Below are 25,453 nucleotides of genomic sequence, written 5' to 3' on the forward strand. Positions count from 1 at the left end.
ACATAAAATGTCAATATTTTTTTACTATAAGACAGAAAATTTTGTAAAGTTACTTTTCTGTAATAGATTTTATGTATAATAGAATTATATTAGAAAGATTTTTCCAGGGTAGGTGACCGTATGGAACACAAAATGACATACAATGCCAAACAATTAAAAACACCTCACGGGTCTATAATTGTTGAAGGGCCTATTACTTCAGATAAACTTGCTGGCTATGAATTTCACGAAGACCTCACTGCCTTCCGCCCTTCTGTACAGCAGCATCAGGCTTTAATTGGTATTGCTGAGCTTCCAGAAGGTAGAATTATTATTGCAAGGAACAGAAACACCATTGTCGGATATGTTACTTTTCTATATCCTGACCCGCTTGAACGATGGTCAGAAGGCAAAATGGATAATTTAATCGAATTAGGTGCCATCGAGGTGATTCCTCAATTTAGGGGATGTGCAGTCGGGAAAAGCCTATTAATTGTCTCCATGATGGATGATGCGATGGAAGATTATCTTACCATCACAACTGAGTACTATTGGCACTGGGATTTAAAAGGTACCAAACTAAATGTGTGGGAGTATCGGAAGATCATGGAAAAAATGATGAATGCGGGCGGCCTTGAGTGGTATGCAACCGATGATCCTGAAATTTGTTCACACCCTGCTAATTGTCTCATGGCTAGGATGGGAAAAAGAATCGATATGGAAACCATCCAAAAATTTGACCGTCTAAGATTTATGAACCGGTTTATGTATTAATCATTTTCCTGATATTTGGTTAGGTAAGGGGGATTTTCTTATGATAGTAGAACAAATCATGAAAATAGATGTTGCAGTACTTCTGCCAACAGATACCATTGCAGATGCAATCCAATTAATGGAGTCAAGAAAAATCCGCCATATTCCTATAATTAATGAGGAGAAACATTTAGTTGGTCTTGTCACTGTTTCGAAAATACATGAAGCAACTCCATCTATTTTTCATGCCAATGAGCATCCAGAGGATATGAAAAAGCCACTTGAGGCGATTATGGAACGAAATGTCATTACAGGCCATCCTCTTGATTTCGTCGAGGAAGTGGCAGGTCTCTTCTATGAGCATAAAATCAGTTGTCTGCCGATCATAAATAACCGGGAATTGGTTGGAATTTTGACCGAAACAGATTTGCTGCGGACATTAGTTGAATTAACAGGGGCCCATCAGCCAGGATCACAAATTGAAATTAAGATTCCTAATCTTGCGGGTAAACTCAGTGAAATCACTGCTGTTATTAAGAACCGGAAAGCAAATATATTGAGTGTATTAGTTTACCCTGATAAAACAGATGAGCAATATAAAATACTTGTGATAAGATTGCAAACTATGAATCCCACTGTATTAATTCAAGACCTTAAACAGGCTGGCTTTCATGTATTATGGCCAAACCTTCCGGGGATTTCAATATGAGCGATAAGTGTTCCTTTATTTTTTCAGACGAGCTGCTGAAATATAAATTTAGCAATCAGCATCCTTTTGACCAATTCCGGCTTAAGTTAACAGTAGACCTACTAGAGAAGATTAATGCTCTTAATCCAGACGATGTCATCCCGCCAAGAATGGCATCTACGGAAGAGTTAGCCTTAATACACGACCTAAGTTACATAGAAGCAGTAAAAAAGGCGGGGAATGGCCAATTGCCACAAGAGATAGCAGAAAACTATGGCCTTGGGACGGAAGACACTCCTATATTCCCTAGCATGCATGAAGCGAGCGCCTCAATTGTTGGGGGGACATTAACGGCCGTCGATCAGGTTATGACTGGAAAGGCACTTCACGCTCTTCATCTTGGCGGAGGATTGCATCACGGATTCAGAGGAAAAGCATCTGGATTTTGTGTTTATAATGATAGCTCGGTCGCCATCAAATATCTTCAAGAAAAATATAATGCTCGTGTCTTATATGTGGACACCGATGCACATCATGGAGACGGGGTTCAATGGTCCTTCTATGATGATCCAAATGTATGCACCCTTTCGATCCATGAGACAGGAAGATATTTATTTCCAGGTACAGGCAATGTAAATGAGCGCGGTCAAGGGTTAGGCTATGGCTATTCCTTTAACATCCCCGTGGATGCTTTTACCGAAGATGAATCGTGGCTGCAGGTCTACACACATGCGTTTAGAGAAGTGGCTGAGTTTTTTAAACCGGATGTGATTCTAACCCAAAATGGTGCAGACTCCCATTATTTGGACCCCTTAACACACCTTTCTTCAACAATGAAAATCTATCGAGAGATACCAAGGCTTGCTCATGAAATTGCCCATCAGTATTGTAAAGGGAAGTGGATTGCAGTCGGCGGCGGCGGTTATGATATCTGGAGGGTAGTTCCAAGAGCATGGGCCCTTATTTGGCTGGAGATGATAGAAAACTCGAACTGTTATGGCAGTTTACCTAAGGAGTGGTTAGCTTCCTGGCGGAAGGAAGCTCCTGTTTCGTTACCAAAGGAATGGGACGATCCAGACAACTTTTATACTCCCATCCCTAGAAAAGCAGAAATTACCGAAAAGAATTTATTAACCCTCGAAAAAGCACTTTATCCGATTCGAAGTCAGCAAAAGAGCGAATCCGTATAAAAAAGTGGGGTGGCCAACATGTGGCCACCCCATTATTTTATTTTGTAGATTGTCGCTGTTCAATCCGATGTGGGAGAACCACAATTTGTTCTGACACCTTTTCTTTGTTCATTAATTTGGTTAAGAGCCGCATTGCAACCGCGCCAATATCATATAATGGCTGAACAATGGTTGTAAGCTGCGGGCGCACCATTAGTGATAGCCTTGTATTGTCAGATGTGATAACCTCAAAATCTTCAGGGACCTTATAGCCTTTGTCCTCTGCACCATGGACAACGCCTAATGCCATTTCATCAGAACCCACTAAGATGGCTGTAGGTCGGTCTGCCACTTCAAGTAGTTTTTCTATTGCTTCAATCCCAGAATCGTACGTATAATCACCTTCAACCACAAGTTCTTCATTATAAGGAATGCCGGAATCTTGTAATGCCCTTTGATACCCTCTCAACTTCTTGAACGTATTTTTAGGTTCATGAAGTGGTCCAACTACAAAGGCAATATTCTTATGACCTTTTTCTATAAATTCCTTGATTGAGTCATATACCGCTTCTTCATAATCAATATTTACTGAAGGTATCTTGTTTGATTCTTCAATCGATCCTGCCAACACAATCGGTACCGGTGATTTTTCAAATTCCTCCACATGTTCGGCTGTAATATTACCACCCATGAAGACTAATCCATCCACTTGTTTACCGAGCATCGTATTAAGCAAATGTAATTCTTTATCTTTGTTTTGGTCGGAATTACTTAAAATGATATTGTACTTATACATCGTTGCAATATCTTCAATCCCACGGGCTAATTCGGCAAAAAAGATATTTGAAATATCTGGAATAATAACTCCAACTGTAGTAGTTTTTTTGCTTGCCAATCCTCTAGCGACAGCATTTGGACGGTAGCCTAATCTGTCAATTACTTCTAACACCTTTTTGCGGGTCACCGGCTTTACATTCGGATTTCCGTTAACCACACGGGAAACGGTTGCCATTGAAACACTGGCTTCTCTTGCTACATCATAAATAGTAATATTCACTTAACACACTCTCCTAAAACGAACATCGTTTTCTTTATTTTACATCAGCTTGTATAAACTTAAACATTTAGTTTTTGTTTTTGTTTGTGAGAACGTAAACAATCTTTAATATGTATTTTAATGATACGACAAGAAGATTAAAGCCGCAATTGCATTTGTCAACATTTTTGCTAAATAGCTAAATATTATCAAAAAAACCTCCTGCAAAGGAGTTGCAGAAGGTTTTTCATAAAACTATCTACTTGAAATTAGAGTCGAACATAATTGGATGCAAGCAGTTCATTATAGAATTTATCAAACTGATTAAGATCCATTTGCTGCTTTTGATCCGAAAGTGCCACTGCTGGATCTGGATGAACCTCTGCCATAACACCATCTGCACCAATTGCTATCGCGGCTTTCGCACATGGCAATAATAAGTCTCTTCTACCTGTAGAATGCGTTACGTCAACCATTACAGGTAAATGTGTTTCTTGCTTTAAAATAGGTACTGCTGAAATATCTAGAGTGTTTCTTGTAGCACGTTCGTAAGTCCTTATGCCACGCTCACAAAGGATGATTTGCCCATTCCCTTGTGCCGCAATGTACTCAGCAGCATTGATAAATTCTTCGATTGTAGCCGCAATCCCTCTTTTTAACAGAACAGGTTTTTTGACGGAACCTGCTGCTTTTAACAGTTCAAAGTTCTGCATATTACGTGCCCCAATTTGAATGACATCGATATAGTCACAAGCCATTTCAAGATCAGCTGGGTTAACAATTTCACTAATAACAGCCATATCAAATTCCGTTGCAACACGTTTCAAGATTTTTAATCCCTCAACACCTAGCCCTTGAAAATCGTAAGGAGATGTTCTAGGTTTGTAAGCTCCGCCACGTAATAGGTTTAATCCTTTTTCTTTCATTGCTTTTGCTACAGTTGCCACTTGCTCATATGACTCGACTGCACATGGACCAAAAACGAAGTGTGGTTTACCATCGCCAATATTTTCACCCTTTAAGGTAACAATGGTGTCTTCAGGCTGCTTTTTTCTTGAGACGAGTAAGGCTTTACTATGGTCATCCTGTTGCAGGTCAAGACCAGCTTTAAAAATCTCTTTAAAAATATGATCAATGGTCGAATTTTCAAAAGGGCCATCATTATTCTCTTTGATAATATCAAGCATTTTTCTTTCACGGACTGGATCGTAACGGTAAACCCCTTGGTTTTCTTTAACCCGCCCTATATCCTGAACGAGCTGTGCTCTTTCATTAATTAACCTCAACAATTCTAAGTTTAGTTCATCGACACGCGACCTCAATTGTTCTAATTCAATTTTTTTGCCCATCCTTCGTCCCCGTCCTTCCTTTGCTAATCAGAACTCTTTAAAATAAAGCTCTGAATGCCTTTTTTTCTTCTGTCATTATAATATCGGCTCAAGTTTAAGAATTTAAATATTATAACAATTTAATAATTAGGACTTATTATAGCGGATAAATATTTGTTTGTCACTTGTTTTTTCTTTAATGATTAAACGCTTTTAAGCACTAAAGCATTTGTAATATATTATGATTGATTTTCACCAAAAGCACCTGTCAAAGAACGACTTGTTATTTTCCAGTGTGAAGCATTCCATAAAGGCTCTCCGTTTGAAAACAAGATGGTTTGTGGCGATTCATGTTTGATTTGGAATTTCTCTGCTACTTCATTGGACAAGGGGCGAGAATCCTGAACAGCTAAGAAATAAGTGGGTACAGCTTGATTTTCATTTGCAAATTTTTCATATTCTTTATATGCAGCATGGCTAATCGGACACGTTAGGCTATGCTTTAAGAGAAAAAACGAACTCTCCTTTTTTAATACTTCATCAAATTGTTCAATTGAATCAATTTTCTCTAACATGTGTACATACCTCCAGAAAATAAATAAACGGTGAAGTAATTTTATCACTCCACCGTTTTTATAACAAATAAACAGATTTAGCTTGCGACTAATTTTTATACTTTAACCTTATTTTCTTCCTCATCAAAGGCTTTTTCTGCTTCTTCCAGCTTTTTTCTTATTTCTGAGCTATCAAGTGGTCCAATTTCGATTGACTTCTTCGATTCTATCTTTTCTTTTGGAGTATGAAGAGGAATATAGTTTAATTCTCCTTCTTCTTTCAATTCGTCTTGGCTCGTTATTTTTCCTTTTACCTTGTTCAATAGTTCTTGGGATTGTAGGACAATTCCTTGGGAAAGGCTGGATCCTTTGGACGCTAATTCATTGCTTTTTGTCATTACATTTTCACGCATGGCAGCTGTTTTATCGAAGATCGTTCCAGCTTGGTTATTAAACTTATTGCGAAGATCCTTTCCGGACTTGGGAGCCAAAAGCAGTGCCGCAGCTGCACCAACCACTCCTCCGATAATTGCTCCCAGCAAAAAGCTATTGGAAGACTCCTCATTTCGAGTTTGATTCGTATCCCGTGAATCATATTCTCTATTAGGCATTTAATTTCCTCCTCTTTATTCTAATGGGATCTAACCTTCTTGCCCTCGTCTAAGCTTACCCTGTTTTTTTGTTGCTTCCTAGCTTGCCACTTATCCTTTAATTCAAGAATGATATGACTCCATTGAACAATTTGCGAGACCTTTTCTTTACTTTCCTCTATTTGTTTATCTACAGATTGAGTAATGTTTTGTAAAGTCCCATTAAATTTAGTGACGGTTGTACCTACGTCTTTTACGGCTCCAACCACACTATTTAAACTATCGGATTTCTCCTTAATATCGTCAGCTAGAGCGTTTGTTTTTTGTAAAAGAATCGTGGTTTCTGCTGTAACACCCTCCAACTGTTTTTCTAATCCAGATAATGTCTTCGAAACGTTTGTAAGTGTAACTTGAAATGATTTAAGTGTTGTCGATAAAAATATGACAAGTACAAAAAACGCAATCGCTATCAAGGCTACGCTTAAGTATAAAATAATTTGCATCGTGCACCTCCGCCTTAATCCTATCAATATGTATTACCCATCAAGTATAGATATAAACCTCGCTAATTATCTTATACTACTTCCATAAAATTGTCTTCATTTCCTGCCGCTTCTAATAAAAATTTAATCTCGGATTGGGAGCAGAATTTTATTTTTCAACTTTCGGCCTTTATTCGGTTACAATATGTGTGTACTTACTTAATTCTGTTGGAGGCGTAAAAATATGAAAGATCCACGTATTGAGAAACTGGCAAAAAATCTAATTAATTACTCGGTACAGCTTCAGAAGGGAGAAAAAGTTTTAATTGAAAACTTTGGACTTCAGCGTGAACTTGTGACTGCCCTCGTGAAGGAAGCCTATCTAGCAGGGGGATACCCTTTTGTGCTCTTAAAGGACCACCAAGTGGATCGCTCTCTTTTATTAGGTGCACAGGAAGAGCAATTTAACATGATGGCAGAATTTGAAGCAAATGTGATGAGCAAAATGGATGCATACATAGGTCTTCGTTCGGGTGATAACATCAGTGAACAATCAGATGTTCCTGATGATAAAATGAAAGTCCATGGAAATACCATTGGTAAAAAGGTTCATCGTGACATCCGTGTTCCTAAGACCAAATGGGTTGTACTTAGATATCCTACTTCGTCCATGGCCCAATTAGCAAAGATGAGTACGGAAGCATTTGAAAACTTTTACTTTGATGTTTGTAACCTTGATTATGGAAAAATGGATAAAGCAATGGATAGTCTTAAGGAGCTTATGGATCGTACTGACAAAGTACGAATTACTGGTCCAGGAACGGATCTAAGCTTTTCCATTAAGGATATCCCAGCCATTAAATGTGCAGGACGGTTAAACATTCCTGATGGTGAAGTTTATACTGCGCCTGTTAAGGACTCCGTTAATGGGGTTATCACTTATAACACTCCATCTCCGTATCAAGGCTTTACATTTGAAAATGTGAAGCTGACTTTTAAAGACGGGAAAATTGTAGAAGCTGAGTCTAACGATTCTAGCCGTATCAATAAAATATTTGATACGGATGAAGGGGCCCGCTATATAGGGGAATTTGCCATTGGGGTAAATCCTTTTATCCTCAATCCAATGCAAGATATCTTGTTTGATGAAAAGATTGCTGGCAGCTTCCATTTTACACCTGGACAATGCTATGATGATGCCTTTAATGGAAACCATTCAAATATCCACTGGGATATGGTTAATATCCAACGTCCTGAGTATGGCGGTGGGGAGATGTATTTTGATGAGGTATTAATCCGCAAAGATGGTCTGTTCGTTATTCCTGAATTAGAAGTGTTAAATCCTGAAAACCTTAAATAAAAGAAAGGATGCCAACATTTGCTGGCATCCTTCTTTTTATTTAGTTAATTGTTTTTCGTAAGATTCTTGGAATTTTTGAATATCTCCAGCACCCATGAAAATAATTACACTGTTTTCATGTTCATTTAGTACGGATGTATTTTCTTCGGTAATTATTTCGGAACCTTCAATTCGGTCCTGGAGATCCTTGATTGATAGTTTTCCATGATTTTCACGAGCAGAGCCGAAAATCTCACACAAATAGGCTTTGTCCGCCTCACGTAAACTTTTCGCAAAGTCTTCTAAGAACGCTTGAGTGCGTGAAAAAGTATGTGGCTGGAAGACCGCCACAATTTTCCGATCCGGATATTTTTGCTTTGCTGCATCGATAGTTGCTTTAATTTCAGTTGGATGATGGGCGTAATCATCAATTAAAATCTGTGTCCCAATTCTTTTTTCGGAAAATCTTCTTTTTACACCTTGGAAGGTAGTTAATTGGTCCTTGACTATCTCTACATTTGTTTCTTCATAATGGCACAATCCAATAACAGCAAGTGCGTTTAACACACTATGATCACCAAAGGTTGGGATGGAAAAATTATCATAGAATGTATTACGAATAAATACATCAAAGCTCGTTCCACTTGTTGTTTTCACAATATTTTTGGCTTGATAGTCATTCTCCTCGCCAAAACCATAAAACAAGACAGGGACCTTTGCTTGGATTTTTTGAAGCTGTTCATCATCGCCATAAGCGAATATTCCTTTTTTCACCTGAATGGCCATCTCCTGAAATGCCGAAAAGACATCATCAATATTAGCAAAGTAATCGGGATGATCAAAATCGATATTTGTCATAATCGCATAGTCAGGAAAATAAGACAAGAAGTGCCTTCTGTATTCACAGGCTTCAAATACAAAGTATTCCGAGCCCTCTTTACCTTTACCAGTTCCGTCACCAATTAAAAACGAGGTAGGTTTAGCCCCTTCAATCACATGGGCGAGTAAACCTGTTGTAGACGTCTTACCGTGCGCACCGGTGACCGCAACACTAGTAAAGTTCTGCATAAAGTCACCCAAAAACCGATGGTATCGCACAATAGGGAGACCTAGCTTCATCGCCTCTTGAATTTCCTCATGGGTATCTGGAAAAGCATTTCCTGCAATAATCGTCATTCCTGGCTTGATATTCTCCTTTTGAAAGGGAAGGATCGTTATCCCTGATTGTTCAAGGGCCAGTTGTGTAAAAAAGCGCTTTTCGACATCGGAGCCTTGCACTTTAAATTTCATATCATGTAGAACTTGTGCGAGTGCACTCATTCCAGACCCCTTTATACCTACAAAATGGTAAATAGTCATAGAAGAACCTCCAACAACGTCTATCTGTATAACAGTATATGACATCTGTCTGTATTTGCTAATAAGAAAAACTGAGTGCTATTGCACCCTAAAAAATTCAGTTACTTGTAAAAACATATTTAATAATTATAACATTGTTCATCCTGAAAAACTATTTGCGGACCTAAAATCTTGACAGCCGCACTAGTCAGTCCACTATATATTATTTGTTCCTGTCATTAAAGAATACTATAAACTAATTATTTGCACTAGCATCTTGAATTGACTCTAAATCGGCTAAGGTAATTAAAACCTCACGTGCCTTGCTTCCATTTGCGCTGGTAATATACCCATGGGTCTCAAGCATATCCATTAACCTTGCCGCTCGGTTGTATCCTATTTTAAACCGCCTTTGCAGGCTTGAAGTGGAAGCACCGCCTTGGTCAATAATAAATTCACAGGCTTCATAAAAAAGTTCATCTTCATTTTCGGTTACTTGTGCTTTTTTTAATAGTTCTTCTTGCTCGAACAAGTACTCTGGCTCCCGCTGCTCTCTCACATGACCCACCACTAGATCAATCTCTTCATCCGATACAAACGTTCCTTGCAGACGGACGGGTTTAGAGGAGCCGTTTTCTAAAAATAACATATCGCCGCGTCCTAGCAACTTTTCAGCACCGCTAATATCAATAATCGTCCGCGAATCGACCTGAGAAGAAACAGAGAAGGCGACTCGTGTCGGAATATTGGCTTTAATTAATCCAGTTATCACATCCACCGAAGGTCTTTGTGTTGCCACGATGAGATGTATACCGCAGGCTCTAGCCTTTTGAGCAATCCTGCATATTGCTTCTTCCACATCTGCTGGGGACATCATCATTAAATCGGCTAACTCATCTATGACAATAACAATGAATGGAAGTTTATCTGAATACTGTTTATGTTTTATAGCCAATTCATTAAAGCGGTTAATGTCACGAACGCCTGTATGGGCGAATAGTTCGTAACGTCTTTCCATTTCATCTACAGCCCATTTTAATGCAGCTGTTGCCGCCTTTACATCTGTTATAACTGGACTAACAAGATGTGGAATACGGTTATATGGAGCAAGTTCCACCATTTTTGGATCAATCAGCAAAAGCTTTACATCTTCTGGGCTCGCCTTAAATAGCAAGCTAACCAAAATCGTGTTAATACAAACGCTCTTTCCTGACCCGGTCGCTCCTGCGATCAATCCGTGGGGCATCTTCTTTAAGTCAGTTACAATCGGTTTTCCGGCAATATCAAGGCCAAGTACCGCTGTTAATGGTGACGTTGATTCTTTAAAGATGCTGCTTTGAATAATTTCGTTAATGAATACAGGTCGCGACTTTTGGTTTGGAACTTCGATTCCAATGGTATGTTTTCCGGGAATAGGTGCTTCAATCCGAATATCTCTTGCGGCAAGGCTTAACTTGATATCATCACTTAAGTTAGTTATTTTATTTACCTTTACACCCGGCTCCGGCTGAACTTCAAAGCGGGTGACGGAAGGACCTTGTGTCACATTAACAACACTTGCACCTACATTAAAGTTTTGTAAGGTTTCGTTTAAAATCTCCTCTTGCTCTAGTAACCATTTGGTATCATTCACCACCGTAACAGGAGGGTTAAGTAAACTATCTGTTGGGAATACATAATAGCCATCATCCGTAGGTATCAGACTCTCTTTTTCCTTGATTGGGAAGAGGTCAATTACTTGACTAACCTTCTCTGCCTGCTTATTCTCAGTGGGGACCTCAGACGGCTGTTCGAGCCCTCTTTTTCGTTTTCGCTCTTCCCATTTCTGTTTATCTTGTTTTAACATCATCACATTAAATGGCAAATTAGATCGCTTCGGTGCGGGCGGTTCAGATAAAGCCTCAACTACTTCCGCTTCCTCAATGGATTCTGTTGAAACTGCAATTAATTCTTTTACTTCCTCTATTGAATCTTCTTCCTGTGTTACTTCTTCTGTTGATTCCTCTTCCTGTGTTACTTCCTCTGTCGCTTCTTCTTGTGTTACTTCCTCTTCAACTTCAACCAATTCTATCTGAATTTCTGCCATTGGAATTGGAACAATCTCTTCGATCGTGTGTTCCAGCAGTTCAGATGAAGGCTTTTCTTTGTTAAGGCCCACTTGTTCTACTTGATTAATTTCTAACCAAGTTGTTTCCACCTCTAGCTCTTCATCGTTTACAAATGGTGCAGTTTTCTCCGTTTCGATCGTCGTTTCTTTTGAAACAACTAAACTATCAAACCGATTTTCAACATCATCGTTTAAAAAATGGCTTAATTCATGCTCGACTATGATATCCGTATTCTTAGGCCGCTGATTAAATCCAAAAACAGGCGAAGGAATTTCTGTTGGTTGGAAGGGACCCCTCTTTTTAGGCAGCGGCTCTTGTTTGCTTTTAGGCACTTCCTTTTTGACTGTTTGAACCACAGACTTTTCCGTCATTTTTCTTTTTTCCGGAAGCCGCTCTGTTCGTTTTTGACGCAATGTTTCTTCCTTCACTTTCTGAGTTACCTTAGGAATGGGTGTATAAGAAGGACGATTGCTTCCCTTTGGGTATTGATAGGATATTTTTGTATCCAAATCCTTTAGATTTTCATATTTGTTTAGTAACGGCGGACCTTCATGTTTATGTATAATATAACTGTCAAATTCTTCATCATCTTCCTCTTTTTTTAATCTTTGAAAAAAGTTTTGGAACCAGCTCAAAACTATCACTCTTTCTACTTTCAACTTTCACTATCACTCTATTTTATCAGTTTTTCATATTTTTTCGACATAATTCTTTGAAATGAGTCAAAATACATAAAGACTAAATATCGTGCAATGAAAAAAGATCACCTTTCTTGATGTGATCCTTCTTCTATTTTAATTATTTATTTTTTCCTAAAATAAAAATAGGTTCTAATTCACCATTTTCATATAAAAATGAAAGGGCAGTGATTGGTACATGACCGTTTGCGAAAAAGCTCATTGCCATTTGCGCTAGAACATCGTAGCCTCTGTCATTACGAATATCAGCGATAATTAATACATCCTGATGTGGAACAGCAAGTACCATCGTACCAGTAATTTGCTTCTCCATTTCATTTAAGAATCCCTTATTTAGGATCCTGCTTGCATCGTATCCATCATTGGTATTGAGGAAGTAAAAACTATTGCCAGCCACTTGGTCTTCTTTTAAAGGAGTCGAAAGGGATCTTACATTAAATAAGGCAATTTCCTTAATCCTTTTAGCTTCCCAGCCCTCTTTAGCCATGATACGTGAGTCAATTAGCCGATACGTACTGCCTTGATCATACGCATAATAAATTTTTGTTTCCGCTGTGTGGTCGTCAACTAAGAATGGCACACCCTCTTCTGCTTCTGATGGGAAAGAAGTGGAGCGGATAACGGGAAAGATTTTTTTCTCATGATTGGTTAATTGAATGTCGTCCTCCATCGCACGGAGCCCTTCTTCGATATAATAAACGACTTCATCAATGGCTTTTTCCTTTTCACTATGCCATTTGGCAATAATCCCAGGTAATGCTACTGTTATACCTTTACCGGACACTTTACTTTCAAATCGAAGTTGGTCCTTCTCACGGTCATAAGTTATTAAACGATCTTTTCTAGCCAAGCGCTGTTCTAATTCACTTTTCATTTTTCTGCTATCCATTTTCATCTTTTAATCCCTCCATTTTAGGAGCTGCACAGCTTATTTTACAATAAAAACCCTCCATCTCAAAAGGTGATGGAGGGTTTCGGACTTTTTTATTTCAAACCCGAAATAAAACCTTCAATTTCTTCCTGCGTTTTTCGGTCCTTACTTACGAATCGACCCAGCTCTTTCCCATTTTCAAAGGCAATAAAGCTCGGGATCCCAAAGACGTCTAATTGCTGACATATATCAATAAACTGATCACGGTCTACATGGATGAATGTATACTCATTAAATTTGGACTCTACTTCCGGTAGAACCGGCTCAATCACGCGACAATCGGGGCACCAGCCTGCAGAAAACATGAAGATCGTTTTCCCATGATCGCGCAGCTGTTCAAATTGTTCAACTGATTCTAAATTCTTCAAATTCAACACCTCCATTTGAATATATGACCTTTTTCGTAACATCTTCACAAATCATATCAGTCCTGCAGCATTTCAGTCCAATTATTTGCTCCTTTGATATTGTCCCACTAAAAGGTTCATAACATGAGTAAACATTTCAGAACGATTCACTATTCCATTTGTAAAAATCCCGACTGCACCTTCTTGTTTCCTTACATTTTCCTTTTTCGCATAATCTTCCATAACCGGTCCGAGTTCTTCACCCGCCCTTAATCGAATGGCTATTTCTTCAGGCAGCAGGAGTCTTGCTCCACCTGCAATAATCGGCTCCCTCCCAATTGATACAAGAGCCCCCCAGTTACAAATAAGCAAACCGTAACTCGTTTCCTGGACGCCTCCCTCAAGTCCAATCCCAATATCCCCATTTCCCTGCTTTAAGGCAGTTGCCGCTCGATTAATGGCTCCTCTAATCGTTTCTTCGTCGGAAAAAGGCTGCTCGCTGACACCCGATGGGATATCTAAGGAAACATACTCATCTTCATGAGAAAAACTGTTTTTTACTGCAGTAATTTTAGCTGGGTTCTTTGAACCAATGATAATTTTCATTCTAGTAACTCCTTTAGACATAGTAAAAGGAGGCATATTGTAAAATGCCCCCCATTAAATTCAGCTGTTGGCTTTAATGGAATCGACCGTTGTTTGGTCACAAGCCTTGACTAATTTAACAATTAACTCTTTAGCCGCTGCATAATCATCAACATGAACAATGGAGGCATGCGTATGAATATACCGAGAACAAATACCAACAACAGCACTTGGAACGCCCTCATTTGATTGATGAACACGACCGGCATCTGTTCCACCCTGTGAAACAAAATATTGGTAACGGATATTATGTGTTTCCGCTGTATCTAGTACAAACTCTCTCATCCCGCGATGGGTGACCATAGACCGGTCAAGGATCCTGAGCAAGGCCCCTTTGCCTAATTGGCCAAACTCTTGTTTATCTCCTGTCATATCATTGGCAGGACTTGCATCCAGTGCAAAGAAGAGGTCAGGTTTAATCATATTGGCGGCAGTTTGGGCACCACGTAAGCCTACTTCTTCTTGCACCGTTGCACCTGAATAGAGAGTATTTGGCAAGGTTTCGTCTTTAAGTTCTTGAAGCAATTCAATCGCTAAACCACAGCCGTAGCGATTATCCCATGCTTTAGCTAATATTTTTTTCGGATTAGCCATTGGAGTAAATGGACAAATAGGCAAAATCGCCTGTCCTGGCTTAATCCCAATTCGTTTTGCATCTTCACGGTCATCTGCGCCGATATCGATCAGCATATTTTTAATTTCCATTGGTTTGTTGCGTTTTGCATCGTCCAATAGATGTGGTGGAATGGAACCAACGACACCAATCACCGGACCATTATTTGTCATTACTTGAACCCGCTGAGCAAGAATAACCTGACTCCACCATCCGCCAAGCGGCTGAAAACGAAGCATTCCATTATCCGTTATAGAAGTAACCATGAAGCCCACTTCATCCATATGACCGGCCACCATAACAGTTGGACCAGTCACCGTACCTCTTTTCACCCCAAAGATGCTGCCAAGATTGTCTTGAACAATTTCATCTGAGTATTGTGACAGTTGTTCTCTCATGAATTTTCTTACTAAGTGTTCATTTCCAGAGGCACCTGGAAGCTCTGTTAACGTTTGAAAAAGCTTTAAGGTTTGTTCATTCATTTTTTTGAGGCTCCTTTGGATTTCTTTGGTAGTTTATGTAGATATTTTTATATTACAGAACTTCGATTTCTCTTTCCAACAATTGAATTTAATATTTGTCATATTATGTTCCTCATAGCAAATACGATATACTAAAGAAGAGAATTCTCGATAGTAATCTTTTCCAAATTTATTTTTTTGGAGGTCCTGTTATGAATTGGAAGTCGTTTTTCCTCGGTGCAGCAGTTGGTATTATCGGTGGGTTTGCTGCTAAAGAAATGGTTAACTGTAAGACCCCTGTTTCACCTGAAAAAGTATTAGAGCAAGTCAAAAAACAATTTAAGCAGAATGGTCCGATTAGCGGGTCATGGATACATATGGAAGCAGAGCCGTATGAAAAGCAGCAGATTAATTATCGTGTTTACAAAGGTGGTATTTCTAAAAACAACAATGGCACAAACGAACAATTTGAATTCATTGCAGATGCCCGAACGGGAACTTTATTAGATGTGCGTAATTTATCAGTGGAACTTGTATCATAAGATTAAGCGTAAACGCGCCTTGTACAGAGGCAAGGACATTAGGACATTTTTGCTTTCCCATCCCAATTTTTGTCCTCATGAACCCCTCATGAGGACAGTTTTCGCTTTCCCGTTCCTATTCTTGTCTTCATGAATCTCTTATGAGGAATCTAAAAGCATTTCCGTTCTCATGAATGGTACCTTCGGCTATTTTCACCCTACCTTTCCCTCTTGATGCTCTCCACTATTTGCTTTCCGTTAGCGTCCCACTTCACTACCCGGTAATAGGCATCATGATAAAAGCTAAACCATGCATTTTTTTTAAAGCCGTATGGCAGCCATTTTTCCTTTGCCGCTATTGAGGTCATTGGGTAATCATCATAGGCCATTACCCATAATACCGGTTGGTGGGCATGTGTTGCCATCAGATCTGCCATATGAATTAACATTTCCCCCTCGTCCTCTACGACAAGGATAGAATGTCCATCACTATGGCCCCCCGTATGGACCATTGTAATCGCCCCTAAATTCCAGTTTTCCTTGAAAGGAACCACCTGTGATTCAATGGCTTCCCAGTTTTCTTTCCAGTATGTATTTTTCGAACGAATATTGGGGTTACGCATTTCGTCCCATTCTACTTGTGAGGTAATAATTTGTGCATTGGGAAATGCGGAAACATATTGATCATTTTCAAACTTGGTTAGGCCGCCGGCATGGTCAAAGTGCATATGGGTCATCAGGATGTAATCGATCTCCTCTGCTTTTAACCCTAATTTTATTAATGATTCATCAAGCTCCGATTCCTTGGTGACTCCAAAATTTCTTAATTGCTTTTCCGATAACTTTCCTTTTCCAATACCGGTTTCTACTAAGAAATTCTTTCCATCCATTTGAAGTAACATGGGATCTGTTGGCAATTCAATTTGATTTTTCTCATTGGGTGGATATTTCTTGGACCATAACCCTTTTGGAACAACCCCAAACATGGCACCACCGTCTAAATTGGTTACCCCTCCAGATAACCACTTCAATGATACGCCGCCTATTTTTAATGTTTCCAACTTTCCATCCCCCTTTGTACCTTTTTCTATATATTAACATTGACTAACTATTTAGAGAAACGAAAAAGGACAGTTCAAAATTGAACTGTCCCTAAAATTTAGTTTTGATACTTTACTTCACAACGATAAATGCGACTTCCTTTTTCTGAAAATTTCTCTTCATACTCTGTCATGATGTTACCTTCATAATCACTTTTATGAAGATCTAGACTAATGTACTTTAATAATAAACCGTACTCCGAAAAGCTCATTAAAGAATTTTCAAATAACCCTTGGTTGTCGGTTTTGAAATGGATTTCTCCACCATCAACCATAATATCCTCATAAAGCTTCAAGAAATCCTTATATGTTAATCTTCTTTTTCTATGACGATATTTTGGCCATGGGTCAGAAAAGTTTAAATAGACCTGATTCACATCATTCTTTGTAAAGTATTTTGCTAAATCATTTGCATCTACGTTAAGAAGCCTGAGGTTCGGTAAATCGGCTTCAATTAAGCGGTCCAATGCTGTAATGATGACACTGTCGTATATTTCAATCCCAATATAATTAATCCCCGGATTTGCTTTCGCCATTTCCGTAATAAATTGACCTTTTCCTGTGCCCACTTCAATATGAAGTGGATGATCGTTTTCAAATACTTCATGCCATTTTCCTTTATATTGTTCTGGATTGGCAACTATATATTGGGGATGCTGTTCTATTTTTTCCTTTGCCCAAGGTTTATGTCTGACTCTCATTTATGACACTCCTAAAAATAATATTGTTTACTACATATCATGCACCATTTGTCCTTACAAGTTTAACTATATGGAAATAAGATGATGCATAAACAAAAAAAGAATTCACAACCTAACAGTGTGAATTCTTGTTTTTAAATAACACTTGAGAGGGTGTACATTCATGCCATTAAGTCATGGTGACCAAGTTACATTATTAAAAGATATATTAAACAATCATCAAACAGATTGCTGCGGGTCCGTTTCAGAATGTGAACAACTGGAACGCTTAGTAAAATCCCTAATGGTTAATACACAGGTTGATCAAAATGTTAAAAATATCTTACAGGAAGTATATCAGTACAGCCAACATGGTGTTGGCACAGCAGATTTAGATCAACACATCTTATCAAACCAAGAAAATTTATCCAATTGGGTTAGCGATATTGGTCAGTTTTCTTAACTAGAGAATTCCATCTAAGAACTTTATCCATTTGTTCATTTCTTCCAAGCGATTTTTATTTTTATACCATTGGATAGAAGAAAGAGTTTGAATGGTCACATACCATTTCATGCGCAGTTTTAGGTTATCTGTCAGCTTTTTTCCGTATAGCTTAAGCCAATCCTGCCAATTTTCTTCGGGAATATACCAATAAAGGAGCAGCCCTAGGTCAATGGCGGGGTCGGCAATCATTGCCCCGTCCCAATCAATCAAGTACAACTGGTTGTCTTCTGCAAGCAGCCAATTGTTATGGTTGACATCACCATGACAAACCACCTTTTCATCGCAATAAACATTTAAAGCTTCTTTTTTTAAAAAGTTCATTGCTTTTTGCGATTCAGGCATTAGGAGTACCTCTTCATCTAACTCGTTTGCAACTCTTTGCAATAACGGTTCAGGATGCATTGGAGAGCTCTCTAATCGACTTAACATTCCTAACATTGGCTCGGAGCAATGAATTTTCTTAAGCAGTTTCGCCACGAGTTCTTGGTTCATTTCAGACGGCTTTAACTCTCTGCCGGGAAGCCACTGCTGTGCAGTTATGACGTCTCCACTTTCCAACCGTTTTGTCCAAACAAGCTTTGGGACGATGCCTTCTGCTGAGAGTACAGCAAGGAACGGAGAAGAATTCCGCTTTAAAAAAAGCCTTTGGTCTTTATATTTCGCATAAAAGGCTTCACCTGTTTTGCCTCCAGCAGGGGTAATTTCCCATTCTTGTCCTAGTATATGATCCAAAATTGCTCACCTTCAATTTATGCCGTTCTAATGGGCTTATTCCCCTTATTTCTAAGAGGTAAAACCTGCGCTGCCGGAAGGTCCTATATTACCACAGTTTCATTAACAGCTTTTTATTTTTTTAGAAATAAAAAAAAGCTATTGAAACCATTGCACACAATAGCCATCTTAATAAATTTTATCTCGGATTACCTTTTTTCGTCAAGTAAATCTGAAGAAACTATTTTTTTAGCAAAACATTTATGGAAACTGGCTCCATCAAAACTTCGCCACCATGCAAAATCTTTTTAGAGGAAATTTCAGCTTGTTCATGGTCAACTAAAACAGCCCAGTCCCCTTCTGGTATCGAAATTGCTTGCTTCTTTGACGAAGGGTTAATTAATAAGATTACATCATCTTCCCTATTAAACAAATACCCCAACATCGGTGCAGCTAATGGTAATTGTCGTATATTTGCACGGATTTCAGCAGAAGTTCTCATTCGGAAAGAATAAAGAGATTTACGGATTTGAATAAGTCCTTTAATATATTTTACGTTTTCTTTATATATTATCTTTCTATCCCAATCAAGTTGATTGATTGGATCAGGAGAACGATAACTATTTCCATCACCCTTTTTTGTTCGCAAAAACTCTTGGCCGCTGTGGAGAAATGGAATTCCTTGTGATAATAAGACAATACTCGTTGCGAGACGATGATATTTTATTCGTAAAGAATCCTCTGCATCAGGGAGACAAGCAATAAGTTTATCCCACATTGTATGATTATCATGGCACTCAACATAGTTCACTGATTGGAAGGGTTCATTAAAAAGGGCCACCCCCTGTTTCGTAAAACCGATACTGCCCGTTATAACCTCATTTGCGGCTTCAACGTAGTGCTCATTTCCTAAGGCAAAACCTTTATCAAACAAGTTAAATGAACTACCTTTTATACAATCACGATATTTATCATTGAATTGAGCTATTTTTGGCATTTTTGCCTGATTTGCTATTGTTGCTTTCCGCTCAACTGGAAGAGGTGTGTTGAGACTCCAGCCTTCACCGATGATGATTGTTCCTTTTGACAGACTGTCGCACACTTTCCTTACTTCGTTCATAGTCTCTACATCCAATATCCCCATCAAATCAAAGCGAAAACCATCGATATGATATTCCTTCAGCCAATAACGAATCGAATCAACAATATATTTTCTGACCATTTTTCGTTCTGATGCAATGTCATTCCCAACCCCTGTACCATTGGAAGGGAGTCCAATTTCGTTATGACGGAAATAATAACCCGGGACCACCTTTTCAAAGGAGGAATTCTCACGGATGTAAACATGATTATAAACCACATCCATAATCACTCGAAGTCCAAGACTATGAACTTGATCAATTAACTGTTTTAACTCCATGATTCTTGAATAGGGATTGGCAGGATTCGTTGAATAGCTTCCTTCGGGAGCATTGAAATGGAGAGGATTATATCCCCAATTATATTCATTATTTGGTTGCAGTTCATCGACGCCAGCAAAATCATGGAAGGGGAGGAATTCTATATGGGTAATACCAAGGTCTTTTATATAAGATAATCCTGTAGGTTCATCGTCGATCCCTTTTGTATTTAGCTCACCTGCACCTAGATAAAGTCCTTTATTCTTTACACCACTTTTAGGGTGGATCGTTAAGTCTCTGATATGTGTTTCATAAATGATTGCATCTACGGCATTTTCAATAGCGGGTAAGTTTGGACGCGGCCTATGTGTTTTCTCAAGCCTCACAATCACTCCAAACTCGCCATTGACCGTCACAGCCTTAGCATAAGGATCTGTAGCCTCTCGCCATTCTTGATTAACAAGGATGAGGAAACTATATTGATAGAATTCTAATTCACGGTTGACAGTAACAGACCATATGCCGCGATCCTCTCGTTTCATTTTTACAATTTCTGAAAAGCTGCTATTAGCAGGACGTAACTTTAATTTAACTTGGGTGGCGGTTGGGGCCCATAGCTTAAAACAGGTTTGGCCAGCATGAAACGTAACACCAAGGTCATTACCGTCATAATAGAATTTCTCGTCAAAGGCGTCCGTTCGAATCACTGCACCAATATGCAGGTCTGTTTTCCCGCCATGTTCATCTATAATCACATATTGTTTTTCAAAGGAATAGTCTTTTGAAAATTCACAAATATATTTCATATTATTATCTATTTGACTCTTCTCGATGATTTTCAAGGGATGTTCTTGAAAATCACTAGAAATTAAGAAAGCGGATGACAAACCGTGATGATAGGAAAGTGGTAGAAGAATCGTAATGATCTTCATCTCATCTAGATAGGCAAAGAAATTTCGGTCAGTAGCAATCATTCGAGTCCCTCTCTTTCAACTCCACTTCTTCCGGACGTTTTATTCTCGACAACACTTCCAAAGCTCTTGCTTGAAGATGTATATTCAAAGGAGTAAATCCAATATGCTCCCCATCTGCGTGAACAAAAAGGGCTGAAGGGGATTGGATAGAAACATCCTTTCCTGTATAAGTTTTCACTTCTTTAAAATAGATGTGCTTCCCCCAAAACACACTGATAAAAACGAGTAAAAGCTTCCACCTTGATAATCGTTTAACAACGGTTATATCAAAAAGTCCATCATCAGGCTCGGCCACAGGGGCAATTTTCATTCCACCGCCATAATATGGTTGGTTGGAAACCGTTACAAACCATGTTTGTTCAAATATATGCTTTTCTCCGTCAATTGATAAATCAATTGTTGAGGTTTTATAAGTAAATAATTTTTTTAATAGAAAATAAACATAAACCAACCTGCCCAACGAAAGTTTATTGAGTAATGCCTTCATCCGGGATTGATTAACTTCATAAGAAATGATTGCATCAAACCCAGCACCCACATTGTTAATAAAATAGTGCTGATTCGAATCATCTATGGTAATTTTCCCAATATCAATAGGCAGACCTTTATGTTTCGCGAGGCGGAGAATCACTGCTAATGCTTCCACGGGGTCGACAGGAATTTGAAATCCTCTGGAAAAATCATTTCCAGACCCACCAGGGATAAATCCCAGTGTAATATTATTATCCTTCACTGCTCCATTTACCACTTCATGCATCGTTCCATCTCCGCCAACAGCGATGATCATCTTTTGCTCAGGGTTCTTTAACGTAATTTGGCTGGCAAGGATATTTGCATGGCCTGGATATTCGGTAAAGAATGCAAGGTAGGAAACCTGTTCAACTTTGAGTTGCTGTTCTACCCGTTCCCAAATCTTAAAGCAGTGGCCATTTCCAGCTTTTGGATTAATAATAAAGTAAATTTGTTTCATATTACCAACCCTTATTTTAATTTTATGTTTTTGTGTAATTTAAAGGAAATACTTTTAGGGCTTCATACTTGGGTGTTTTATTAAGGTTTGTCCGATATAATACTACTTCACTTGCTTCAAATGAGAGAGGGTTAGGCTGAAGATCTTCCCATAAATCAAGCATTGCCTTTTGGAAAGGATGGACCCCGCCCCACTTTCTAGCAAGTGTTATATGAGGTCGAAAGGGTCTGGTTTCAAGTTGAAACCCTGCATTCTCACAAGCAGAAAACACCTTTTTTCTGATGGCTTGTAAATGTTTGCTTTCATCGGTATCTGCCCAAAAAACACGAGGAGAATCAGCACTTCCGAAAAATCCAAGTTTGTTGATTTTCAGGGTGAAAGCTTTCTCATCTTTAAGGGCATCCTTAACATTATTTTCTGCAAGTGCAAGTTTATCAGGTGGAGCACTGCCTAGAAATGCTAGGGTTATATGCAAATCTTGATAATGAACCCAGCGGCTAAATGGGATTCGTTCCTTTATTTTTTCCATATGTTCTTGCATCGTTAATTTTGTTTGTTCTGGTATTCTTACGGCAAAGAAAAAATGAGATCGATGTTCCATTGTTATCTTCCTTTCTTTAGTTAATTTTAGTCTATTTTGTCCTAAATGTATCTATTAGCAAACAGACAATTACCCGATATTTTTTACATAGAGCATAAATTTATTTATTATTAGATAGGAAACTATAATTTTAGAACTTATTTCAAGGTATTGAAAGGAAGGTCCCTATGAAAGTAGTCAACAATATCGCTGAATTAATCGGAGATACACCATTAGTGAAACTAAATCGATTAGCACCAAAGGACGGGGCCTCGGTTTATTTAAAACTGGAGTACTTTAATCCCAGCAAGAGCGTTAAAGACCGGGCAGCTTTTAATATGATTATCGAAGCAGAAAAGGCTGGAAAATTAACAGCAGGTTCAACGATTATTGAGCCGACCAGTGGAAATACAGGGATTGGCCTTGCCATGAATGCTGCTGCTCGCGGCTATAAATCGATTATCGTGATGCCCGATACGATGACACAAGAACGAATCAGCATCCTAAGGGCATACGGGGCTGAGGTTGTCCTTACACCTGGGGCTGAAAAAATGCCAGGAGCCATCCAAAAAGCACTTGAATTAGCAAGTGAGATTCCAAATAGTTTTGTCCCTATGCAATTTGAAAATCACGCAAATTCAGATGCGCACCGCTTCACTACTGCTGTTGAAATTATCAAAGCGATGAAGGAAATCGGTAAACCGCTGGCAGCTTTTGTCGCAACAGCTGGAACTGGAGGAACCATCACTGGCACAGGGGAAACATTAAAAGAGCATTATGAAAATTTATCGGTCCATGTTGTCGAACCGAAAGGCTCGCCTGTTTTATCAGGCGGAAAACCAGGTAAACACAAGCTGGTTGGGACAAGCCCAGGTTTTATCCCAGTTATTCTTAATCAAAATGTCTATGATGAAATCCATCAAATCAATGATGAAGATGCCTATGATATCGCACGTCGGTTGGCTGTCGAAGAAGGAATTCTAGTCGGACCATCCTCTGGCGGTGCTTGCTTCGCCGCATTAGAAGTTGCCAGACGGTTAACTCCAGATGATGTGGTCGTTTGTATTGCATGTGATACGGGGGAACGATACTTATCCAGTGATTTGTTTCAATATTAATTAGAAAAGACGTGGACACTCCTGTGTTCACGTCTTTTTTCTAATTAAGGGTTTTATCTTTAAGTGCTCCGCATTGTTTTTCAATTTCTTGCTCAAATGCTTCTTGCAGCCTTCGTGTAACAGTGCCTGGTAAACCATCCGCAACTCTCTTACCATCCACTTCAATAATCGGCATCACCTCTGAAGTAGTACTTGATAGGAATACTTCATCAGCATTGGCCAATTCATCAAGTGTAAATGTTCGTTCCTTCACCACAATATTATTACTAGTACAAATCTGCAATATTACATCCTTTGTAATCCCTTTTAAAATTAAATTATCCGACGGATGCGTAATAACAAAACCATTTTTGACAATATAGATATTCGACGAACTTCCTTCCGTAACATTGCCGTTGCGATGTTGGACCGCCTCAAAGCAACCTTCAACAGCCGCTTTTTGTTTTGCTAATAGATTGCCAAGCAAATTCAAACTTTTTATGTCACAACGCAGCCAACGAATATCTTCTGTTACGATTGTTTTTACTCCCTTCTTCAAACTTTCCAAAGGTCTGAGCGCTTCCTTTGTATAAGCTACAAGGCTGGGAGTTATATTTTCCGCCGGAAAAGCATGATTACGGGGTGCGACTCCTCTCGTAATTTGCATATATATGGTCCCTAACTGAAGATTATTTTTTGCAACAAGTTCTTCTAGCAATTTCGTTAATTGCTCCATAGTATAAGGAAGTACAATCCCAATACTATCCAAGCTTTTCACAAAACGATTCATGTGTTCAGTTCCTGTGAACATTTTTCCGTTGTAGACACGGATAACTTCGTATACACCATCACCAAATTGATAACCGCGATCTTCCACATCAACCTTTGCTTCTGAACGCTCAATAATTTCCCCATTCAAGATTGCAAATTTCATTCTTCTATATCCCCTTTTTATTTGTTATTCATTCATGGCCAAATCAAAATAAATCCTGTGTGTCCGTAATCAGGGACTGATTTCTTTTTTCAACTTCACTCATCCAATCAATCTTCGTCAGATGTAAATCCCCCTATCGTTGATGAACTCACTTCCACCATAACAATATCATTATTGTAAATATTTTATCAATTTTGCTTCAATAAACGTTGTTTTTTTATTATACAAAAAATAAATCAACCAATTTAACTAAAAATTCAAATAATTAGTCATAATCCATACATTATCGCCCATAACCTATAGTAAGAGTATGGTAAGGGAGGGCGATAATCCGAACAATTTTTGTAAATTTTAGATGTTTATTTTGTAAAATTAAGTATATTGGTGGAAATTTTTTGATTTTGTGGTTACAATAAAGTTAGATGTATGACATCTAAGTATCCACATTAATCATCCACAAAAAGGAGATGTCTGCGCGGAAAAGAAAACTACATATTCTTGAAGAGGAATCTTCAAATAGGCTGTCGGTAGCAGGGTATTGCCATGGGTTTGAAAAAAGGATAGGGAGTGGTTCTTTGAAACCTTCAACTAACCGGATGTTAAACCGCATCAAATGTATCTACATGTTTATCCGCAATAACGGCACTGTTTCTACGCAAGAACTTGTAGAGGAATTTGGTATCACTCCTCGCACCATACAACGAGATTTAAATGTCTTAGCCTATAATGACTTGGTAATTAGCCCAAGCCGTGGAAAATGGACGACAACACAAAAGAGAGTAAAAATGTCTTCTTAATAAAAAAATAAATTAGCATAATTTCATAAAAAAGCACGCGAGCCCATCTCGCGTGCTTTTTGTTTGTCTAAAATCAATGGTGCTCATGTACTTGGTTCGTGATTTTTTGATATTCCTGTTCACTT

The 25,453-nt window shown here is 38.6% G+C and carries 26 protein-coding genes; 8 read left to right on the top strand and 18 right to left on the bottom strand.

What is annotated here, in order from left to right; translation table 11 throughout:
- The first annotated feature begins 120 nt into the window (after positions 1-120).
- The 3 genes from J7E66_RS14395 to J7E66_RS14405 are packed head-to-tail and all read left to right on the top strand — an operon-like array spanning position 121 to position 2,610.
- Entirely contained in the window at positions 121-753 is a 633-nt protein-coding gene (locus tag J7E66_RS14395) for a GNAT family N-acetyltransferase (protein ID WP_215001111.1), read from the top strand.
- Positions 754-793: 40 nt separating this feature from the next.
- Positions 794-1,441 carry an acetoin utilization AcuB family protein gene (locus J7E66_RS14400; protein WP_168245346.1) on the top strand — a complete coding sequence of 216 codons (648 nt, stop codon included), beginning with the start codon at positions 794-796 and terminating at the stop codon, positions 1,439-1,441.
- Positions 1,438-2,610: an acetoin utilization protein AcuC gene (locus J7E66_RS14405; RefSeq protein WP_215001113.1), complete on the top strand. Its 1,173-nt coding sequence runs from the start codon at positions 1,438-1,440 to the stop codon at positions 2,608-2,610. Before J7E66_RS14400 ends, J7E66_RS14405 begins: the two co-directional genes overlap by 4 nt.
- 37 nt (positions 2,611-2,647) lie before the next feature.
- Here J7E66_RS14405 and ccpA read toward each other — a convergent pair whose 3' ends face one another.
- The 5 genes from ccpA to J7E66_RS14430 all read right to left on the bottom strand — a co-directional run bounded on the left by ccpA (position 2,648) and on the right by J7E66_RS14430 (position 6,600).
- The gene (gene ccpA, locus J7E66_RS14410; RefSeq protein ID WP_215001115.1) at positions 2,648-3,646 is read right to left on the bottom strand and encodes a catabolite control protein A; all 999 of its coding nucleotides are present in this window, start codon (positions 3,644-3,646) and stop codon (positions 2,648-2,650) included.
- Between the two features lie 248 nt (positions 3,647-3,894).
- Positions 3,895-4,974 (bottom strand): bifunctional 3-deoxy-7-phosphoheptulonate synthase/chorismate mutase, encoded by a 1,080-nt coding sequence (locus tag J7E66_RS14415; protein ID WP_168245349.1) that lies wholly within the window; start codon positions 4,972-4,974, stop codon positions 3,895-3,897.
- A 218-nt stretch (positions 4,975-5,192) separates the two neighbouring features.
- The gene (gene ytxJ, locus J7E66_RS14420; RefSeq protein WP_215001117.1) at positions 5,193-5,528 is read right to left on the bottom strand and encodes a bacillithiol system redox-active protein YtxJ; all 336 of its coding nucleotides are present in this window, start codon (positions 5,526-5,528) and stop codon (positions 5,193-5,195) included.
- A gap of 95 nt (positions 5,529-5,623) precedes the next feature.
- Entirely contained in the window at positions 5,624-6,118 is a 495-nt protein-coding gene (locus tag J7E66_RS14425) for a YtxH domain-containing protein (protein WP_215001118.1), read from the bottom strand.
- 20 nt (positions 6,119-6,138) lie between these two features.
- Positions 6,139-6,600: a DUF948 domain-containing protein gene (locus tag J7E66_RS14430; RefSeq protein ID WP_215001119.1), complete on the bottom strand. Its 462-nt coding sequence runs from the start codon at positions 6,598-6,600 to the stop codon at positions 6,139-6,141.
- A gap of 223 nt (positions 6,601-6,823) precedes the next feature.
- On the opposite strand from J7E66_RS14430, the gene J7E66_RS14435 reads away from it, so the two are divergent.
- Positions 6,824-7,939 carry an aminopeptidase gene (locus J7E66_RS14435; protein WP_088089281.1) on the top strand — a complete coding sequence of 372 codons (1,116 nt, stop codon included), beginning with the start codon at positions 6,824-6,826 and terminating at the stop codon, positions 7,937-7,939.
- A gap of 36 nt (positions 7,940-7,975) precedes the next feature.
- Here J7E66_RS14435 and murC read toward each other — a convergent pair whose 3' ends face one another.
- The 6 genes from murC to J7E66_RS14465 all read right to left on the bottom strand — a co-directional run bounded on the left by murC (position 7,976) and on the right by J7E66_RS14465 (position 15,080).
- Positions 7,976-9,277 carry a UDP-N-acetylmuramate--L-alanine ligase gene (murC, locus tag J7E66_RS14440; RefSeq protein WP_215001120.1) on the bottom strand — a complete coding sequence of 434 codons (1,302 nt, stop codon included), beginning with the start codon at positions 9,275-9,277 and terminating at the stop codon, positions 7,976-7,978.
- Between the two features lie 235 nt (positions 9,278-9,512).
- Positions 9,513-11,999, bottom strand: coding sequence for a DNA translocase FtsK (locus J7E66_RS14445; protein WP_215001121.1), 2,487 nt, complete (start codon positions 11,997-11,999; stop codon positions 9,513-9,515).
- 163 nt (positions 12,000-12,162) lie between these two features.
- Positions 12,163-12,951 (bottom strand): DUF1444 domain-containing protein, encoded by a 789-nt coding sequence (locus J7E66_RS14450; RefSeq protein WP_215001223.1) that lies wholly within the window; start codon positions 12,949-12,951, stop codon positions 12,163-12,165.
- Between the two features lie 95 nt (positions 12,952-13,046).
- Positions 13,047-13,361, bottom strand: coding sequence for a thioredoxin family protein (locus tag J7E66_RS14455; protein ID WP_214719066.1), 315 nt, complete (start codon positions 13,359-13,361; stop codon positions 13,047-13,049).
- An 81-nt stretch (positions 13,362-13,442) separates the two neighbouring features.
- Positions 13,443-13,946, bottom strand: a complete 504-nt coding sequence (locus J7E66_RS14460) for a DUF84 family protein (RefSeq protein ID WP_215001122.1) — start codon at positions 13,944-13,946, stop codon at positions 13,443-13,445.
- A 60-nt stretch (positions 13,947-14,006) separates the two neighbouring features.
- Complete coding sequence (locus tag J7E66_RS14465; RefSeq protein ID WP_215001123.1) at positions 14,007-15,080, bottom strand: M42 family metallopeptidase; 1,074 nt, start codon at positions 15,078-15,080, stop codon at positions 14,007-14,009.
- A 191-nt stretch (positions 15,081-15,271) separates the two neighbouring features.
- Between J7E66_RS14465 and J7E66_RS14470 the strand changes: the two genes are divergently transcribed.
- Positions 15,272-15,601: a PepSY domain-containing protein gene (locus tag J7E66_RS14470; protein ID WP_215001124.1), complete on the top strand. Its 330-nt coding sequence runs from the start codon at positions 15,272-15,274 to the stop codon at positions 15,599-15,601.
- Positions 15,602-15,798: 197 nt separating this feature from the next.
- Here J7E66_RS14470 and J7E66_RS14475 read toward each other — a convergent pair whose 3' ends face one another.
- Both J7E66_RS14475 and trmB read right to left on the bottom strand, forming a co-directional pair.
- Positions 15,799-16,641, bottom strand: coding sequence for a YtnP family quorum-quenching lactonase (locus J7E66_RS14475; RefSeq protein ID WP_215001125.1), 843 nt, complete (start codon positions 16,639-16,641; stop codon positions 15,799-15,801).
- A 98-nt stretch (positions 16,642-16,739) separates the two neighbouring features.
- Positions 16,740-17,381, bottom strand: a complete 642-nt coding sequence (trmB, locus tag J7E66_RS14480; RefSeq protein ID WP_215001126.1) for a tRNA (guanosine(46)-N7)-methyltransferase TrmB — start codon at positions 17,379-17,381, stop codon at positions 16,740-16,742.
- Positions 17,382-17,544: 163 nt separating this feature from the next.
- Here trmB and J7E66_RS14485 point away from each other — a divergent pair, with 163 nt between their 5' ends.
- A complete protein-coding gene (locus J7E66_RS14485) occupies positions 17,545-17,823 on the top strand; it encodes a YtzH-like family protein (RefSeq protein WP_088089290.1) in 279 nt (92 codons plus the stop codon).
- On the opposite strand, the gene J7E66_RS14490 is transcribed toward J7E66_RS14485, so the two are convergent.
- The 4 genes from J7E66_RS14490 to thpR all read right to left on the bottom strand — a co-directional run bounded on the left by J7E66_RS14490 (position 17,824) and on the right by thpR (position 22,521).
- Positions 17,824-18,597: a phosphotransferase family protein gene (locus J7E66_RS14490; protein WP_215001127.1), complete on the bottom strand. Its 774-nt coding sequence runs from the start codon at positions 18,595-18,597 to the stop codon at positions 17,824-17,826.
- Between the two features lie 220 nt (positions 18,598-18,817).
- Complete coding sequence (pulA, locus tag J7E66_RS14495; protein WP_215001128.1) at positions 18,818-20,950, bottom strand: type I pullulanase; 2,133 nt, start codon at positions 20,948-20,950, stop codon at positions 18,818-18,820.
- Positions 20,937-21,920: a diacylglycerol/lipid kinase family protein gene (locus J7E66_RS14500; RefSeq protein ID WP_215001129.1), complete on the bottom strand. Its 984-nt coding sequence runs from the start codon at positions 21,918-21,920 to the stop codon at positions 20,937-20,939. Before J7E66_RS14500 ends, pulA begins: the two co-directional genes overlap by 14 nt.
- Before the next feature lie 22 nt (positions 21,921-21,942).
- On the bottom strand, positions 21,943-22,521 hold the full coding sequence (thpR, locus tag J7E66_RS14505) for an RNA 2',3'-cyclic phosphodiesterase (protein WP_215001130.1): 579 nt from the start codon (positions 22,519-22,521) through the stop codon (positions 21,943-21,945).
- 167 nt (positions 22,522-22,688) lie between these two features.
- Here thpR and cysK point away from each other — a divergent pair, with 167 nt between their 5' ends.
- Positions 22,689-23,618 (top strand): cysteine synthase A, encoded by a 930-nt coding sequence (gene cysK, locus J7E66_RS14510; protein WP_215001131.1) that lies wholly within the window; start codon positions 22,689-22,691, stop codon positions 23,616-23,618.
- A gap of 40 nt (positions 23,619-23,658) precedes the next feature.
- On the opposite strand, the gene dat is transcribed toward cysK, so the two are convergent.
- Positions 23,659-24,531, bottom strand: a complete 873-nt coding sequence (gene dat / locus J7E66_RS14515; protein WP_215001132.1) for a D-amino-acid transaminase — start codon at positions 24,529-24,531, stop codon at positions 23,659-23,661.
- Positions 24,532-25,106: 575 nt separating this feature from the next.
- Between dat and J7E66_RS14520 the strand changes: the two genes are divergently transcribed.
- Positions 25,107-25,328 (top strand): DeoR family transcriptional regulator, encoded by a 222-nt coding sequence (locus tag J7E66_RS14520; RefSeq protein WP_066260326.1) that lies wholly within the window; start codon positions 25,107-25,109, stop codon positions 25,326-25,328.
- The last annotated feature ends 125 nt before the right edge of the window (positions 25,329-25,453 follow it).

This window comes from Bacillus sp. ISL-7, assembly GCF_018613065.1.